The organism is Clostridiales bacterium (genome assembly GCA_017569285.1).
Taxonomy (GTDB): domain Bacteria; phylum Bacillota; class Clostridia; order Christensenellales; family Aristaeellaceae; genus Aristaeella.
In genome coordinates this window covers 1,671,028-1,687,855 of the sequence record CP069419.1, presented here as the reverse complement: position 1 = coordinate 1,687,855, position 16,828 = coordinate 1,671,028, and the positions used below count along the sequence as shown (strand labels likewise).

11 protein-coding genes are annotated in these 16,828 nt (G+C 58.0%); 5 read left to right on the top strand and 6 right to left on the bottom strand.

The genetic code is table 11. The annotated features are described in order from the left end of the window. Window positions 1-7: 7 nt before the first annotated feature. Genes nadE through pncB form a run of 3 tightly spaced genes read left to right on the top strand, consistent with a single transcriptional unit; the run spans window position 8 to window position 2,620 of the window. Window positions 8-793, top strand: coding sequence for an NAD(+) synthase (gene nadE, locus JNO48_07215; GenBank protein QTE67014.1), 786 nt, complete (start codon window positions 8-10; stop codon window positions 791-793). Beyond that, the gene (locus JNO48_07210; protein ID QTE67013.1) at window positions 790-1,389 is read left to right on the top strand and encodes a hypothetical protein; all 600 of its coding nucleotides are present in this window, start codon (window positions 790-792) and stop codon (window positions 1,387-1,389) included. The genes nadE and JNO48_07210 overlap by 4 nt, the downstream gene beginning before the upstream one ends. A gap of 22 nt (window positions 1,390-1,411) precedes the next feature. Next, window positions 1,412-2,620: a nicotinate phosphoribosyltransferase gene (gene pncB / locus JNO48_07205; GenBank protein QTE67012.1), complete on the top strand. Its 1,209-nt coding sequence runs from the start codon at window positions 1,412-1,414 to the stop codon at window positions 2,618-2,620. 329 nt (window positions 2,621-2,949) lie between these two features. On the opposite strand, the gene JNO48_07200 is transcribed toward pncB, so the two are convergent. The 3 genes from JNO48_07200 to gap form a co-directional block, all read right to left on the bottom strand. Then, window positions 2,950-4,758, bottom strand: coding sequence for an ABC transporter ATP-binding protein (locus JNO48_07200; GenBank protein QTE67011.1), 1,809 nt, complete (start codon window positions 4,756-4,758; stop codon window positions 2,950-2,952). Then, on the bottom strand, window positions 4,758-6,596 hold the full coding sequence (locus JNO48_07195; protein ID QTE67010.1) for an ABC transporter ATP-binding protein: 1,839 nt from the start codon (window positions 6,594-6,596) through the stop codon (window positions 4,758-4,760). Before JNO48_07195 ends, JNO48_07200 begins: the two co-directional genes overlap by 1 nt. Window positions 6,597-6,822: 226 nt before the next feature. After that, complete coding sequence (gene gap, locus JNO48_07190) at window positions 6,823-7,854, bottom strand: type I glyceraldehyde-3-phosphate dehydrogenase (GenBank protein QTE67009.1); 1,032 nt, start codon at window positions 7,852-7,854, stop codon at window positions 6,823-6,825. Between the two features lie 195 nt (window positions 7,855-8,049). On the opposite strand from gap, the gene JNO48_07185 reads away from it, so the two are divergent. Together JNO48_07185 and JNO48_07180 are read left to right on the top strand one after the other, a co-directional pair. Next, the gene (locus JNO48_07185) at window positions 8,050-9,534 is read left to right on the top strand and encodes a fucose isomerase (protein QTE67008.1); all 1,485 of its coding nucleotides are present in this window, start codon (window positions 8,050-8,052) and stop codon (window positions 9,532-9,534) included. Between the two features lie 329 nt (window positions 9,535-9,863). Next, window positions 9,864-10,787: an MBL fold metallo-hydrolase gene (locus JNO48_07180; protein ID QTE67007.1), complete on the top strand. Its 924-nt coding sequence runs from the start codon at window positions 9,864-9,866 to the stop codon at window positions 10,785-10,787. 262 nt (window positions 10,788-11,049) lie between these two features. Here JNO48_07180 and JNO48_07175 read toward each other — a convergent pair whose 3' ends face one another. Genes JNO48_07175 through dnaN form a run of 3 tightly spaced genes read right to left on the bottom strand, consistent with a single transcriptional unit; the run spans window position 11,050 to window position 16,783 of the window. Continuing rightward, window positions 11,050-14,469: a UvrD-helicase domain-containing protein gene (locus tag JNO48_07175; protein QTE67006.1), complete on the bottom strand. Its 3,420-nt coding sequence runs from the start codon at window positions 14,467-14,469 to the stop codon at window positions 11,050-11,052. A 35-nt stretch (window positions 14,470-14,504) separates the two neighbouring features. Further along, window positions 14,505-15,671, bottom strand: coding sequence for a DNA replication/repair protein RecF (gene recF / locus JNO48_07170; GenBank protein ID QTE67005.1), 1,167 nt, complete (start codon window positions 15,669-15,671; stop codon window positions 14,505-14,507). Continuing rightward, window positions 15,668-16,783: a DNA polymerase III subunit beta gene (gene dnaN / locus JNO48_07165; protein QTE67004.1), complete on the bottom strand. Its 1,116-nt coding sequence runs from the start codon at window positions 16,781-16,783 to the stop codon at window positions 15,668-15,670. Before dnaN ends, recF begins: the two co-directional genes overlap by 4 nt. Window positions 16,784-16,828: the final 45 nt, after the last annotated feature.

The following is a 16,828-nucleotide window of genomic DNA, read 5'->3' as shown; positions in this document are numbered from 1 at the left end:
GAACCATATGATCTATCCGTTTGATCCTGAAAAAGCCCGGGACGGCCTGGTCGCGGAGGTCCGCAGCCTGGCCGCAAAGCAGGGCTTCAGCAAGGTTGTTGTCGGCATCTCCGGCGGTAAGGATTCCACCGTAACCGCCGCGATCGCCGCCCGCGCCCTGGGCCCGGAAAACGTATACGGCGTGATGCTGCCCGACGGGGAGCAGAAGGACATCGCCGACAGCCGGCGGGTATGTGAGGCGCTGGGTATCCGGACCCGCACCGTGAACATCGGCGCGATCCACACCGCCCTGCGGGAGGCGACCGACCAGGCCGGCCCCGCTGCGCCGGATGCCGGATTCGCGATTCCGCAGAGCCGGGAGAGCGACATCAACGTCGGCCCGCGGATCCGGATGACCGTGCTGCGGTATATTGCCCAGGCGCTGGGCGCACGGCTGGCCGGAACCGGCAACCTCAGCGAAGCGACCGTTGGCTACTGCACCAAGGACGGGGATACCTCCTGCGATTTTGCCATGCTCGGCGCGCTGACCAGCGTGGAAGTGGTGGAGGTCGGCCGGACCATGCCGGAAATCCCCCGCGAGCTGGTGGAGAAAACGCCCACGGACGGGCTCTCCGGCTGCAGTGACGAGGAGAAGATGGGCCTGAAATACGCCGACATCCACAAATACATCCGGGAAGGCTCCTGCGGAAACGCGGAAACGGACGCGGCCATCCGGAAACGGGAAAACGCGAACCGCCACAAGCGTCAGATGCCGGTGATCCTGAACCCGTTCAGCGCGGGAGACAACGCATGAAAAAGGTCCTGGCGTTCTTCGGCGCCTTCAATCCCCCAACCACCGCACACCTGGAGCTGGCGGATTTTTCACGGAAAGCCACCGAGCGGGAAGGCGTGATCTTTGTACCTTCCCGTACGGCCTACATCCGCGGCTTCCAGCAGAAGGACGGGGCATACAGCGACGCGGTCCGGCTGGAAATGCTGGAAACCCTCGCGAAAACCCGCCCGTGGATGCGCGTGTGCGCATGGGAGCTGGAGCAGGAAACCCAGCCGCGGTCCTATGTGACGCTGTGCCACCTGCAGGAGGAAGGGTATGAACCCTCCCTGCTGGTCGGCTCCGACAACCTGAAGGCATTCTCCGGGTGGAAATACGTGCCGGAGATCGCCCGGGAATTCGGAATCGTGTGCCTGGACCGCGGGCAGGACAGCTGCCGGGAGATCATCGAAAACGATCCGGTCCTGAAAAGCCTTGCCGAATATATTGAGGTGCCTGAAATCCCCGGAACATGGCGGGATATTTCCTCCACCGCGGTGCGTTCCCGAATCCGGGACGCGGAGGACGCGGAAGAACGGTTCCGGGCACTGCCGCCGGAAATCCGGCACCTGGCAGAATAAACCATAACTGGGAGAAACGAACATGAAGCTTGATCCGATTATCATTTCCCTGCTGGATACCGACCTGTACAAGTTCAATATGAACCAGGTGATTTTCCACAAGCACACCGACCTGAGCGGCGAGTACTTCTTCCGCTGCCGGAACGAGGGCATCGTCTTTACCCCGGAGATGTTTGACGAAATCAACGCGCAGATCGACCACCTGTGCACGCTGCGCTTTACAAAGGAGGAGCTGGATTACCTCCGCTCCATCCGGTTTATCAAGAACGACTACGTGGAATTCCTGCGACTGTGGCATCCCATCCGGGATTACGTGACCACCTCCCTGTCCGACGACGGAAGGCTCCACGTCAAGGTTACCGGGCCGCTGTTCTCCGCCATGCAGTTTGAGATCTTCCTGCTGGAGATCATCAACGAGGTGTACTTCCGGATGAAGTACGACTACGCCGAGCTGCTGAAGAGCGCGGAAGCCCGGCTGGACGAGAAGGTCCACGATTTCAAAACCGGGAAGTACACCTTCCGCTTCGCGGAGTTCGGCTGCCGCCGCCGCCTGAGCCGGGAATGGCTGGATGTGGTGGTGCGCCGGCTGGCCGAGGAAACCGGCTGCTGCGCCGGCACCTCCAACGTGTACCTGGCCATGAAGTACAACCTGACGCCCGTGGGCACCTACGCGCACGAGTTCGTGCAGATGTACCAGGGCATCGACTCCATCCCGCTGGCGTACACCAACCACTACGCCATGGAGGACTGGTACGATGAGTACCGCGGAGACAACGGCACCGCGCTGACCGACACGATCACGACGGACCTGTTCCTGCTGGACTTCAACCGGTCCATGGTCAACAACTTTACCGGCGTGCGCCATGACAGCGGCGATCCGTTTGAATGGGGCGAAAAGATCATTGCCCATTACCGGAAATACGGCGTGGATCCCCGCACGAAGCTGCTGCTGTTCAGCAACAGCCTGGACTTTGACCGGGCCCAGGCGCTGTACGACTATTTCAAAGACCGCGCGAAAGTATCCTTCGGTATCGGCACCTTCTGCTCCAACGACACGTTCGTGGAGCCGCTGAACATCGTGATCAAGCTACAGACGGTGAACGGCCGCGCCGTGGCCAAGCTGTCCGACTCGGACGGGAAGACCATGTGCCGGGATCCCCAGTACCTGGAATACCTGAAGCGCTCGGTTGCCTTCCGGCTGGACCGGGAAAAGAACGTTGGGGTAAACTAAATGAATTCATCAAAAAGAGAGAATGGTTCTTAAGCCATTCTCTCTTTTACTGTTACCTATTATTTGTTGCCCGGGGAATCTTGTGTTCGCTCCAACCCGGGAAATTCCCTTACAGGACACGGCTCGCGCCTGTATTCCGCACGCAGCGGATGCTAAGCTCTGTCTTCGCCTCCGGCTCGCCAATCGCCAAGCACCGGCGTGCTTCATAACGTCCTGTAAGGAAACATCCCGGGCTTCCGCTTACCAGCAGGCAGCGAAACGAAGAACTCTCTTCTCTCCACAGAAATAGGGAACGGTGTTAAAACCGTTCCCCTTTTTAACATGATTGATTAAGCAAGTATACTGCTTGTTGCCTCGTCCTCGTACTGCCGCGTGTAGAGGCGGTAGTAGTATCCTTTCGCCGCGATCAGTTCCCCGTGGGTGCCCTGTTCGACGATTTTGCCGTTATGGACGACGAGGATCAGGTCCGCATTGCGCACCGTGCTCAGCCGGTGGGCGATAACCAGGGAGGTCCGTCCCTTGATGACGGTATCCATCGCGGCCTGGATCTTCTGCTCGGTCAGGGTGTCCACGGAAGCGGTGGCTTCATCCAGCACCAGGATCCGGGGATTCGCCAGGATCGCGCGGGCAAAGGAGATCAGCTGCTTTTCACCGGTGGACAGCAGGTCGCCGCCCTCACCGACGTCGGAGTCGATGCCCTTTTCCATGCGGGCCACGACTTCATCCGCGGATACGAGCTTCAGCGCGCGCTCAATTTCCTCTTCCGTAGCATTGGGATTGCCGTAGAGCAGGTTCTCCCGGATAGTGCCGGAGAAGAGGTGCGGCGTCTGCAGCACATAGCCGATGGCGCTGTGAAGCCAGAGCTGGCTCCGTTCCCGGGCGTCCCGCCCGTCAATCAGCACCTGGCCCTCCGTGGGCTCAAAGAAGCGGCATACGAGGTTGACCAGGGTGCTCTTGCCGGCGCCGGTTTCACCGACGATGGCGATGCTGGAGCCAAAGGGAATGCTGAGGTTGAAGTGTTCCAGTACGTACTCGTCGCCGTCCGGATAGCGGAAGGAGACGTCCCTGAACTCGATGTCCCCGCGGATCGGCTCCCAGTTCTCCCGCTTCGGGTTGAAGCTGTCGCCGTACTTTTCCTCCACCTCCGGGGTATCCGTCACGTCGGACTTCGTGCCCAGCAGGCGGGTGAGGCGCTCGATGTTCACCTGGGTGGTGATCACATCCGAAATCGCGTCCACAATCCAGCGGACCGGCTCCATCATGCCCTGGGCATAGTTCATGAACAGGGCGAAGGTGCCGACCTCGGAAGCAGCGATATAGCCGCCCTGCCACAGGACGATCGCCAGGGCCAGGGAGGACGCCAGGTGCATCGTGATCGCGAAGGCGCCCCGCAGGCGGGCCGCACTGACGCTCTTTTTGCGGATTTCCGCAGTGTCTTCCAGGAAATCCTTGGCCATCTTGTCCTCGATTACCAGTGTCTTGATGGTCTTCGCGCCGGTGATTCCCTCGTTGAAATCGCCGGTGATTTTGCTGTTCAGTTCGCGGATGCGCCGGTTGGCGCGGATCAGCTTGCCCTGGAACAGCGAATAAAGGATCACGATCAGGGGCAGGATCAGCATCACCAGGAGTGTCAGGCGCGCATTGATGGACAGCATGACAACCAGGGAGCCGATGAGGTAGGTGGAATGCCATACGCAGTCCATGAGGCTCCAGGAAACCAGGGAGCCGATGCGGCCGGTATCGCTCATGACCCGGGAATGGATGTAGCCGACGCTGTTCTGGTTGAAATAGCTGAAGGACAGCGTCTGCAGGTGGCTGAACGCCGCCGCGCGCAGGTCCCGGTTAACCTGGTTCTCCGTTTTCATCGCGCCATTGCAGGCAATGAAGTTCATGCAGGACGCAAACAGGATCAGGCAGACAAACAGCGTGATATAGCCCGGCAGGGTATCCAGGGTATTGCCGGCAATAAAGTGGTCCAGCGCGTAGCGCTGCAGCATCGGCAGGCCGACGTCCATCACGGAGCCCAGCAGGCCGCAGACCACCATCGTCAGCAGCAGCCGGCGGAAAGGCTTCAGGTAGGGAGCGATCCGCGGTATGCCGAAGAAGGGCAGGGACACGTTTTTATTCGTATTTTCCATTACGCCTGCACCTCCTCTGTGCTCAGGGCCTGGATCTTGTTGATCTCCTGATACAGGCCGGGCTGGTTCTTCAGTTCCTCCGGGGTTCCCAGCTGGCTGATCCGGCCGTGGTCCAGGACCAGGACCATATCCGCCTTGTTCAGTGTGGTAATCCGATGGGAAATCAGGATGATGGTGGCCGTGCCGAACTTCTTTTCCAGGGCACGGCGGATCTTCGCGTCGGTTTCAGTATCCACCGCGCTCAGGGAGTCGTCGAAAATCATGATGGGCGCCTTCTGCGTGAGCATGCGGGCAATCGCCGCCCGCTGCTTCTGGCCGCCGGACAGCGTAACGCCGCGCTCGCCGACAAAGGTCTCATAGCCCTTGGTAAAGCCGGCCACGGTTTCCTCCAGGCAGGCGGCCTTTGCGGCCGCGTGGAGCTCTTCCTCGTTCATCTCCGCCGAGGTGATGGACAGGTTTTCCCGCAGGGTGCGGGAGAACAGGAACGGCTCCTGCAGCACGATACCGATATGGCTGCGCAGGTGGTCCAGGCGGATTTTCGCGATATCCACACCGCCGATGGTGATCCGGCCGCCGCTTTCGGGCAGCGGATACAGGCGGTCCAGCAGGTACATCATGGTGCTCTTGCCGGAACCGGTGCCGCCGAGGATGCCCAGGGTGGTACCGGCGGGAATGGTCAGGTCGATATCATGGAGCATTTCCGGCGCGCCTTCATAGGCGAAGGAGACATGCTCGAAGCGGATATCGCCGGTCATGGGCGGTTCCACCGCGTCCGGCACGTCCTTTTCCTCTTCCGCGTCCATGATATAGCCGATACGGTCCACACCGACGCCGGCCTTGGACATTTCGCTGAGCATCCGGCCCAGCTGGCGCACCGGCCAGATGAGCATGCCGTTATAGCTCAGGAAGGCGATATACTCGCCGCTGGTGATGTTGCCGCGCAGGCAGAACACCACGCCGAACACAAGCACCAGCAGGACCTGCACGAAAGACAGGATATCCGCTGAGGACCAGAAGAAGGCCATGAGGCGTCCCAGCTTCACCCACAGGGAAGCATAGTAATTGTTCTGCTTTTCAAAGCGGTCCTTCTCATAGCGCTCCCGCCCGAAGGCGCGTACCACACGCACGCCGGTGAGGTTCTCCTGCGCCATGGCGGAGAGCTTGCCTTCGTTTTCGTCGCACTCCGTAAATCCCTTTCGGAATTTGCGGTGGAAATACAGGGAATACCAGATGATCACCGGCAGCGGGATCATGGCAATCAGGGTGAGGAGGGGATTCATGCCCAGCATGAATACGATGCTCATCACCAGCAGGATCAAAATCCGGATCAGGCCGGTCATCTGCTCGGAGATAAAGTTCCGGGTGGTGTCAATATCACTGGTACACCGCTGGATGATATCCCCGGTATGGTTCTGCATATGCCACTGGAACGGCAGGCGTTCAATGTGGCGGAACAGTTCATCACGCATGGTTTTCGCCAGCGTTTCACTGCCCTTGGTGTTGGTCACGCGGAAGCCGTACTGAGTAAGGCATTTGACGACTGCAACTGCCACCACGGCCAGCGCCATGATCCAGAGGGACGTCCGGATCTTTTCCGGGCCTCCCAGGAAATCCAGGAATCCCGCGGCCAGCGGGCTGAGCGTCTCCGTGCTCATTCCGCCCAGGACCTGGTCCACGGTAATCCGGATGATCTGCGGGGTGACCATATCCGCCAGGGCGGAAATGGCCGCGCAGGCCATCGCCATGATAAAGAAAGCCTTGCTTCCCTTCAGGAAGTGCATGATCAGCTTTCCGCGGCCCGGCCGCTTCTCCTCCGGCCGGGTTTCATTCGTCTGCATAGGGGTTCACTCCTCTGTATTCAGTATCAATCGGGGGACACGGCTGTCCCTTTTCTACTGATTTCCCCAAACAGGCATAGAAAATGCCCGCTTCCGGTTCTCCGAAAGCGGGCACTGTACACTTAGCTACTTCCGCGTGCGATCGTCGCAGCCGCTCTGTCTTTGCGCTTTGCGCTCGCCAGTCGCGGGCTCCTGTAGCACGGGGAACTGATGTAATCCTTCAGGATTACTTCAGTTCCGCGAAGTACTTGATGGTACGGACCATCTGGCTGGTGTAGCTGTTCTCGTTGTCATACCAGGACACGACCTGCACCTGATAGGTGTCGTCGTCGATCTTGTTGACCATGGTCTGGTTGGCATCGAACAGGGAGCCGTAGGTCATGCCGATAATATCGGAGGAAACCAGTTTCTCGGTGGTGTAGCCGAAGGACTCAGAAGCCTGGGCCTTCATGGCGGCGTTGATCGCTTCCTTGGTCACGTCCTTGCCCTTCACGACGGCCACGAGGATCGTGGTGGAGCCGGTGGGAACCGGAACGCGCTGGGCGGAGCCGATCAGCTTACCATTCAGCTCGGGGATAACCAGGCCGATGGCCTTGGCAGCGCCGGTGCTGTTGGGAACGATGTTGGCGGCGCCGGCACGGGCACGCTGCAGGTCACCCTTGCGGTGCGGGCCGTCCAGGATCATCTGGTCGCCGGTGTAGGCGTGAACGGTGGTCATGATACCAGCCTGGATCGGGAAGGCATCATTCAGGGCCTTGGTCATGGGCGCCAGGCAGTTGGTGGTGCAGCTGGCAGCGGAGATGACCTGGTCTTCGGGCTTCAGGGTGTTGTGGTTGACGTTGTAAACGATGGTGGGCAGGTCATTTCCGGCAGGCGCGGAGATAACAACCTTCTTGGCGCCGGCTTCGATATGAGCCATGCTCTTTTCCTTGGAGGTGTAGAAGCCGGTGCACTCGAGCACGACGTCCACGCCCAGCTCGCCCCAGGGGCACTCTTTCGCGTCCTTGATCGCGTAGATGGTGATCTCTTTACCGTCCACGATGATGGAATTCTCAGTCGCTTCGACGGTGTGCTTGTTCTCGCCGATCACGCCGCAGTAACCCTTCTGGGCGGTATCGTACTTGAGCAGGTGAGCCAGCATCGCAGGGCTGGTCAGGTCGTTGATAGCGACCACTTCATACCCGGGCGCGCCGAACATCTGACGGAACGCGAGACGACCGATCCGGCCGAAACCATTAATCGCAACTTTCACTGCCATTGGAAAAAACCTCCTTAAACATTGGTTGATTAAAATCAGTTCCACCGGCTATTCTACCTTTTTTTACACGCTTTTGCAACTGTTTTTTTGGACTGTGAATTATTGACTTCCTTCTTTAATAATGCTATGCTAACAAGACGAGGCAAGTTCGTACAATTTTGTTACGCATTCATTTAATTTAAGGAGGTAACCCTGATGGAAAACATCCCTGTCATTAAGCTGGGCCTGGTCGCCGTATCCCGCGACTGTTTCCCGATCTCCCTGAGCGAAAAGCGCCGCGCCAACATCGCCGCCAAGCTCGCGGAGAAAAAGCTGAATTTTGTTGAAATCAAGAAGACCGTTGAGAGCGAGAAGGACATGCTGGCCGCCGTGGAAGAACTGAACAAGGAAGGCTGCAACGCCGCCTGCGTGTTCCTCGGAAACTTCGGTCCTGAAACGCCTGAAACCCTGATCGCCGCCAAGTTTGACGGACCCGTGATGTTCGTGGCTGCCGCCGAAGGCGACGGAGACATGATCAACGGCCGCGGCGACGCGTACTGCGGTATGCTGAACTGCTCCTACAACCTCGGCATGCGGCACCTGAAGGGCTACATTCCGGAATATCCCGTGGGCAACGCCGCCGAGCTGGCGGACAAGATTGAGGAGTTCTTCCCGATCGCCCGCGTGATCGTCGGCCTGAAGAACCTGAAGATCATCACCTTCGGACCCCGGCCCCAGGACTTCTTTGCCTGCAACGCCCCCATCAAGGGCCTGTATGAGCTGGGCATCGAAATCGAGGAAAACAGCGAGCTCGACCTGCTGGTGAGCTACAAAGAGCATGCCGGAGATCCCCGCATTCCCGCCGTGTGCGCAGACATGGCCAAGGAAATGGGCGAAGGCAAGTACTATCCCGACATGAGCGAGCGCATGGCGCAGTTCGAACTGACCCTGCTCGACTGGGCGGAAGCCCACAAGGGTGCCCGGAAATACGTGGCCTTTGCCGACAAGTGCTGGCCCGCGTTCCCGTCCCAGTTCGGTTTTGAGCCCTGCTACGTGAACAGCCGCCTGGCTTCCCGCGGCATCCCGGTCTCCTGCGAAGTGGACATCTACGGCGCGCTGAGCGAATACATCGGCGCCTGCCTGACCGGCGACGCGGTCACCCTGCTGGACATCAACAACTCTGTGCCGGAGTACATCTACGACGCCGACATCAAGGGCAAGTACGACTACAAGCTGCATGACACCTTCATGGGCTTCCACTGCGGCAACACCCCGAGCTGCAAGATGTGCGCGGACCGCGCGGTCAAGTACCAGCTGATCCAGCACCGCCTGCTGGAGCCCGAAGGAAGCGAACCGGACTTCACCCGCGGCACGCTGGAAGGCGACATCGCGGCCGGCCCGATCACCTTCTACCGCCTGCAGTGCGACAGCGAAGGCGAAGTCCGCGCCTACCTGGCTGAGGGCGAAGTGCTGCCCGTAGCCACCCAGTCCTTCGGCGGCATCGGCGTGTTCGCCATCAAGGAAATGGGCCGCTTCTACCGCCATGTGCTGGTCCAGAAGCGCTATCCGCACCACGGCGCCGTCGCGTTCGCGCACTGCGGAAAGCTCCTGTTCGAAGTATTCAAGTACCTGGGCGTGAAGGACATCGCGTGGAACCAGCCCGCGAACCTGCCGTATCCCACGGAGAACCCCTGGGCATAATCCATGACCCGTCAGCAGGCAGCCGGAAGGCTGCCTGCTTTTTTGTTCCAGGTGGCGGATCACAACCTGTTTTTAGCTGATTATTTCCGTTTTGTGGGAATTTGATGTCCTTTTGGGCCGGAATTTATGTCTAAAATGGTGATGATGTGACAATTCCGTCCCAAAAATATTGACAATTTGTTGCATTTATGATATGATACATCAAACATTTGTTTCCGCTGCCTTTCTTCCGGGCGGCTTCATGATAGATATTCCGGTGTTTTTCATGATGACAGGCGTTTTTGCGGTCGTCCCGCCAACGCCTTCCGGCCATGGAGGTGGCAGTTTTTTTGAGTACCCGATATACGATCGTGCATTATTACCACAGCGGTTTCTCCGTCGCGAGCGGCGATACCCTGCTGGTATTTGATTACTGGCGCGGAGAGGACATGGAGCTGACTGAAGACCGGCAGCTGAGCGAGGAACAGATCCGCTCCTTTCCGAACGTTGTGGTGTTTATCAGCCACGAGCACATCGATCACCTGGATCCCATCGTATTTACCTGGAAAGACCTGACCAACGTCTCCTATATCGTTTCTTCCGACATGCCGGTCGGCACGCGCGGCAAGCGCATGGCCCCCGGGGATACCTATTCTCCCGTACCGGGTGTGGACGTCACCGCCTATGACTCCACCGACCTGGGCGTGAGTTTCCTGGTCGATTTCAACGGCCTGCGCGTTTTCCACGCCGGGGACCTCAACTTCTGGCACTGGCGGGAGGAATCCTCCATGCAGGATATCGAGGAAGCCGACGCGGAATTCCGCAAAGTGGTCTCCACGATCAGCGGGCAGGACATCGATATCGCCTTTTTCCCGGTGGATCCCCGGCAGGGCGCGATGTACGAAGCCGGCGCCAACTACTTCATCATGAGCGTCAAACCGCAGATCCTCGTGCCGATGCACTACTTCCACCGGGCGGACGTCGCGCTGGAATACGCGCGGACCGCGTCCAGCCGGGATACGGAAGTAATCGCCATGCCGTTGTACGGCGATACCCTCCGCATTGAGACGGACGATGAAGGCTACCTGAATGTGACACCGATCCGGATTACAGACACCCCGGCAAAGGCCGAAAACGGCGAAAACGAGGACGGTGAACCGGAAAACGAAACGGCTTCGGATTTCCTGGATCCGGAACTGGACGGGGACAATCCGTTCTCCGAAAGCGACCTGCCGATTCCCGGCCTTTCCGAAAACAGCGAGGATGAGGTTTGACCTGTTGATATTCAATGTTTTCCACCGTTATCCACAGGTTATCCACATCCGTTCACGGATTTCCACAAAAGGCTGTGGGTTTCTGAAACCCTTGTATTTTCTTGCTTTCAGGATCTGGAAATCTTTGATCCCTTATAAATCAAGCGTTTGCGCGCTGTGGAAAACTCCTCCTTCCGGATACCCGGAGGGAGGAGTTCCTTTGGATTGTGATTTTCGGGTCAGAAACATGCCCGGTTTTGATAAACGAAACCCCGTTTTTGCATCATACCGGAAAAACCTGACCGGTGGACAGCGCGTACAGACATTTTTCACGTACTTTTCGTCCGGTGAGCGTTTCGAGCGCCGCCGCGTACCAGGCCAGCTGGGGCCGGTATTCATCGCAGAACGCTTCCGGATCCTCAATCCGGTCCGTTTTGTAATCCAGCAGGATCCAGTCCCCGCCTTCCAGGAACGCACAGTCGATGACGCCCTGCACCAGAAGATTCTCTTCCTCCCGGAAAAGATTGAAGCCCCATTCCCGGTGAATCTCCGGGCTGGCCAGCATCCGCTTCCCGATTTCAGACGAGAAGAACCCGGCGACGTCCGCCGCGTCGATCACATCCGCTTCCTCATCCCGGAAAATCCCGGAAGCCCGCATCTCATCCTTCATCCGGATGATTTCCGCCTCCAGTACCGGACCGGCCGCCCGGATCCGCTCCAGGTCCGCCAGTGAAAGGAAGCGGTGGGTCACCGTTCCGCGCCAGGCGCCCTGTTTTTCCGGCGGCACCGTCATAAACGGCGGCAGCCGGTTCATTTCATATTTCTTCAGCGCCCGCGAGAACCTCTCCGGAATCCGCTTTTCTTCCGGCGTTTCCTCCTGGTCTTCCGGGCCGAACGCTTCCTGCTCCGCCTTGCGGATAATTGCGGTAACCGACCGCTTGATCATCCGGTCCGGATTGACCGCTTCCTCGTGCGATTCTTTCCACAGTCCATCCACAGGGGTTTGAGAAAGCAAGGAATCAAGCCATTCTTCCAGGCTGTGGATAACCGGTGCGTTTTCCACATTTTCCTGTTGATTAACCTCACAAACCCTTATTTTCCAGTGGTTTGTGAGATGTGCACAACCTGTGGACAATTTTTCCGCATCCCGCAGTGCAGGCACAATCCAGTCCAGGAAATCCCGGGCCGACTGGATCCGGTGCTCACCTGCCGGCAGCTGCCAGTTCAGCCGGTCTTCCGTAATCCCGGCCAGGAACATCCGCTGCTGTGCGCGGGTCATCGCCACATACAGGAGACGGATCCGTTCTGCCCGCTCTTCCCGTTCCTTTTTCCAGCTGAAGATTTCATCCGCCGCAGTCTTCCTGGAAATCCGCAGATCCGCATCCTTATACCGCAGGGCAATCCCCAGCTCCGCATCCGTGAGAACCGCCGCATCCGGACGGCCCTTCATCTCCTTGTCCAGCCCGAGGCAGAACACCACCGGAAACTGCAGGCCTTTGGACTTGTGCATCGTCATGATCCGGATCACGTCATCATTTTCCGCCAGCGGCGCCGCCGCGCGCGTATCCCCGCCGGACGCCTGGTCCGCTGCATAGGAAAGGAAATCCCGGATCGTATAGATTCCCGCATCCTGAACCGCATCCGCCTGCATGCACAGCAGGCGGATATTCTTCTGGGCCGTATGCCCGGCCGGTGAAGCGCCGGCCATCGCATAATGCATTGAATCCCCCGCCAGATGGAACAGGAACGTTCCCAGGGGCGTCACTTTGGACAGTTCCCGCCATTCATCCAGCTTCTGCTTCGCCGCCGCGCAGCGCTTTCCGACGGGACTGTCCTTCCCGGCGCACATCTCAAACGCCTGCCAGAAAGGCACCTTGCCGGAAGCGCACAGGCGGACTCCCGCCAGTTCCTCTTCACTGAACATGAACGGCGGATTCCGGAGCGATGAAATCAGCGGCAGATCCTGATATGGATTCTGCAGCAGTTCCAGCAGCCGTAGGAAAGACTGTACCTCATCCAGCGTATAGAAATCTGCACCACCATCAAAGAACACCGGAATATTCCGCGCGGCCAGCGCCTCCACCAGCTTCGGTGCATCCGTGCTGACCTTCTGCATCAGGATAACCATATCCCGGTAATTGAATCCTTCATTCCTGAGTTCACGCGCACGCCCGGCGATATATTCCGCAAGCGTGTCCTGATATTCCATTTCCGGCACCGGCTCCAGCAGGTCTACCATGACCGGGAAGTTTCCTTCCGCCTCAAGGCCGGGAATCAGCTCTTCCTGCGGAGTATAATCCATCTCCGCGGTGGATTCCCGCATCACATCGCGAAAAACGGTATTTGCCGTTTCCAGGATTTCCGGACGGGAGCGGAAATTCATCTGAAGGGAAAGGCAGTCGCCTTCTGTATCTGGCTGCAGGTATTCCCGGGAGCGCCGCATAAAGATCATCGGATCCGCCAGGCGGAACCGGTAAATACTCTGTTTGACATCGCCCACCATGAACAGGCTGTTTTCATCCCCGAGCAGCGCCTGGATAATCGCATCCTGTACCGCGGATACATCCTGGCACTCATCCACAAAGATATACTTCCAGCGCTGCTGAACCGACTGCCGGTATTCTGCCGAACGCAGGATTTTCAGGGATTTATGCTCCAGGTCCTGGAAATCCAGCACCCGCATTTTCAGCTTGGCCTGTTCAAAATTCTCCATCGTCAGCAGGATGATCTTCCGAAGCGCCGCCAGCGATTCCTTCATGTTCCTGAATTCCCCGCTGATTCTTTCCGGATCCGGGAAAATCAGTTTTCCAATATCCTCATTCAGCTTCTTCAGCTTCTTCCTGATTTCCTCATACCGGGATTTCCAGCCGGATTCCATCAGGTTCAGCCCCCGGATACCCGGCATGCGGCAGAAAGGCATATCCAGCTGTTCCGGCTGGACTTCCTGTCCTTCTGTCCACAATTGTTTCACGTGAAACAGTTCGCTGTCCTTCGCCCATACATCCCGGTACTGCTCCAGGTGTCCGTCCTCATCAAACATCCGGTACTGCTGCCGAAGGAGGATCGAAGCCGTATTCAGCTTTTCCCTGACAATCTCCCCGGCATACCGGAACCATGGATGACTGCTGTCAATCTGTTCCGGCACTCCGCCGCATGCCATTTCCAGCCATTCTTCCGGATCCGGCAGGGACAGCATAAACGTATAAACCGAACTGACAATCTTCTGCGTTTCATCCTTTTCAAAACGCTTCCTGAAAATTTCAAAATCCGGGTCGCTGTTTTTCAGAAGGATATTGCACGCATTACTGAATGCGTTATCAAACAGCTTCTGCCGGATTCCGGCTTCACAGATCCGGAACATGGGATCCACACCCGCCGCCTGGAATTCCTGCCGGATCAGCCGCTGGCAGAAGCTGTGGATGGTGGAGATCTCCATCATGTCAATTTTATTGTATGCTTCCCGGATATTCGGATTCTTCCGCTCCTCCCGCATACGCTTCCTGATTTTTTCCTTCATTTCCGCAGCAGCTGCGTTGGTGAATGTTACAATCAGGAATGCTTCCGGATCCGCACCCTCCCGGATCAGCCGAAGGACCCGTTCGATCATCACCGCGGTTTTTCCGCTTCCAGCCGCAGCAGAACAGATGAGCTTCCGCTCATCCGAACTGATCACCATTTTCTGTTGTTCTGTCCACTGCGTCATATTCTCACCCCGGTGATTGTTTCACGTGAAACAATTCAACTGAAATCCGGTTCCGACAGTTCCGCAAGCAGAATCGACTCGCCGGCGTTTGTCTCCTCAATATTCGCTTCCCCGTCTTCCGCGCTGACGCGGTACACCCGATAATCCCCGTCCAGCTCCAGGTCGCTTTCATCCGTGCAGGTGATAAACGTCTGGTAATCACTGATTTCCGATACCAGCCGGCACCGCCGGTTTTTATCCAGTTCGCTCATCACATCGTCCAGCAGCAGAACCGGCGTTTCCCCGCCGACCTGCCGGAGGACTTTCATCTGGGCCAGCTTCAGGCTCAGCGCGGCTGTCCGGATCTGCCCCTGTGACGCGAATACCTTCATGTTCTTTTTGTTCAGCGACAGGTTCAGATCATCCCGGTGCGGGCCGACGGACGTGACCCCTGTCCGGATATCGTCTTCCCGGTTTTCCGCCATCTGCGCGAGAAACGCTTCCTCCGGGTTTTCCGCTTCCCGCAGGGAGGAATGATAGCTGACCCGGAACTCTTCCCGCTCCAGCCCGGAAATATTGCGGTAGGTTTCCGCCCCCAGGTCGCTGAGCAGCTCTACGATTTTCATGCGCCCGGCCACAATCGCGGCGGCCGGCCCGGCCATGGCCTGCTCAAAATCCGGCAGCAGGTTTTTTCCGGTTCCGCCATTGACCCGCAGATTCCGCAGCAGGGCATTGCGCTGCTCCAGCCCGGACCGGTACTGCTGCAGGGCAATAAAATACCCCCGGTTGATCTGGCTGATCATCATATCCAGATACCTGCGGCGCAGGGACGGACCTTCCTTGATCAGCCCAAGGTCCTCCGGGGAAAAGATAACACACTGCAGGCAGCCCATCATGTCCGAAAACCGCTGGATCCGCTTGCCGTCAATCAGGATTGTTTTCTTGTTTAATTCGTTAGGTACCAAACGAATTGTAATTTTCCGGCGCACTCCGCCGGTCATCACTGTGACTTCACACACGCCGAACGGTTCACCCATCCGCACCGCACTCTGGTCCCCGGTGATCCGGTGGCTCTTTCCCAGGGCACAGTAATGGATGGCTTCGAGCAGGTTCGTTTTGCCCGAGCCATTTGGGCCGAAAAAGAGATTCACTCCTTCGTGCGGAAGGAGTGTCATCTCCCGGTAATTCCGGAAATTACGCAGTGTGATATTCTGGATGATCATTGAAATACACGCACCGGCAGAATCAGGTAAATATACTCGTCACCGGTCTGCGGGACCACCACGCAGGGGCTGACGCTGGAATTGAACTTCATGCAGAGGTTCTCGTCCGATACGTTGCGGATGACATCCGTAATATACCGGGCATTGAACGCGATATCCACCGGCTCGCCGATCAGGGAAGCTTCCATCTCCTCTTCCACATCACCCAGCTCGGCGTTGGAAGTAATGCGGAGTACATTCCCGCGGAAGCTCATCTTGATGAGGTTGTTTTTTCCTTCACGCGCCATCAGGCTCGCGCGCTCGATTGCATCCGCCACCGCGGTCCGGTTGGCCCGGGCTTCCGTTTTGAAGTCCGTGGGCAGGATCCGGCGGTAATCAATGTATTCCCCGGCCAGCAGGACGCTGGACAGGCGGATATTCCCGAAGGTGCACTGCATGCGGTTCTGGCTGAACATCATGGTGCAGAACGCGTCATCATCCGGCAGGATCCTGGACAGCTCATTGAGCACCTTTCCGGGAATGATCGCCTTGACGACGTCCTTCCCTTCCGGCAGCTCAAAGGGCTGGAACAGCTTCTGCATGGACAGGCGGAATCCGTCCAGCGCAACCAGACGCGCTTCGTTCCGGCTGACTTCCAGGAGGCTGCCCGTCAGGATCTGGCGGCTTTCATCCGTCGCAATCGCGAAGACCACATGGGAAATCATGTCCTTCAGCTTCTTCTGGGGGATCTTGACCTGGGACCCGCCGGACAGCGGATTGATTTCCGGATATTCCGCGGCGTTCATCACCGCCAGGTTACTGCGGTTCTTCATGCAGCGGATGGTGGCCGTACGATTATCCGTAACGGAAATATTCACCGTGCCGGCAGGCATCTTACGGATCAGCTCCGTAAACAGGCGGCCCGGAAGCACTGCCTGGCCTTCCTCCTGGATGGCGGCGGCATTCGTATATTCAATGACCAGCGAACCGTCCGAGCAGGTCAGCTGCACCCTCCCGTCATCCGCGGAAATCAATACACCTTCCAGAATCTGTTTGGCCGGCCGGGCGGACAATGCCCGGGTAACGGTGTTCAGGCCTTCCAGGAGATCCTGCGCGTTCATGCTGAAAATCATTCGGTTCAACCTCTTTCCCTGTTTGCGGTGGAGATAATTATTATT

Coding starts and splice junctions, on each gene's coding strand:
- nadE (QTE67014.1), top strand. CDS start 8: ATGATCTATCCGTTTGATCCTGAAAAAGCCCGGGACGGCCTGGTCGCG.
- JNO48_07210 (QTE67013.1), top strand. CDS start 790: ATGAAAAAGGTCCTGGCGTTCTTCGGCGCCTTCAATCCCCCAACCACC.
- pncB (QTE67012.1), top strand. CDS start 1,412: ATGAAGCTTGATCCGATTATCATTTCCCTGCTGGATACCGACCTGTAC.
- JNO48_07200 (QTE67011.1), bottom strand. CDS start 4,758: ATGGAAAATACGAATAAAAACGTGTCCCTGCCCTTCTTCGGCATACCG.
- JNO48_07195 (QTE67010.1), bottom strand. CDS start 6,596: ATGCAGACGAATGAAACCCGGCCGGAGGAGAAGCGGCCGGGCCGCGGA.
- gap (QTE67009.1), bottom strand. CDS start 7,854: ATGGCAGTGAAAGTTGCGATTAATGGTTTCGGCCGGATCGGTCGTCTC.
- JNO48_07185 (QTE67008.1), top strand. CDS start 8,050: ATGGAAAACATCCCTGTCATTAAGCTGGGCCTGGTCGCCGTATCCCGC.
- JNO48_07175 (QTE67006.1), bottom strand. CDS start 14,469: ATGACGCAGTGGACAGAACAACAGAAAATGGTGATCAGTTCGGATGAG.
- recF (QTE67005.1), bottom strand. CDS start 15,671: ATGATCATCCAGAATATCACACTGCGTAATTTCCGGAATTACCGGGAG.
- dnaN (QTE67004.1), bottom strand. CDS start 16,783: ATGATTTTCAGCATGAACGCGCAGGATCTCCTGGAAGGCCTGAACACC.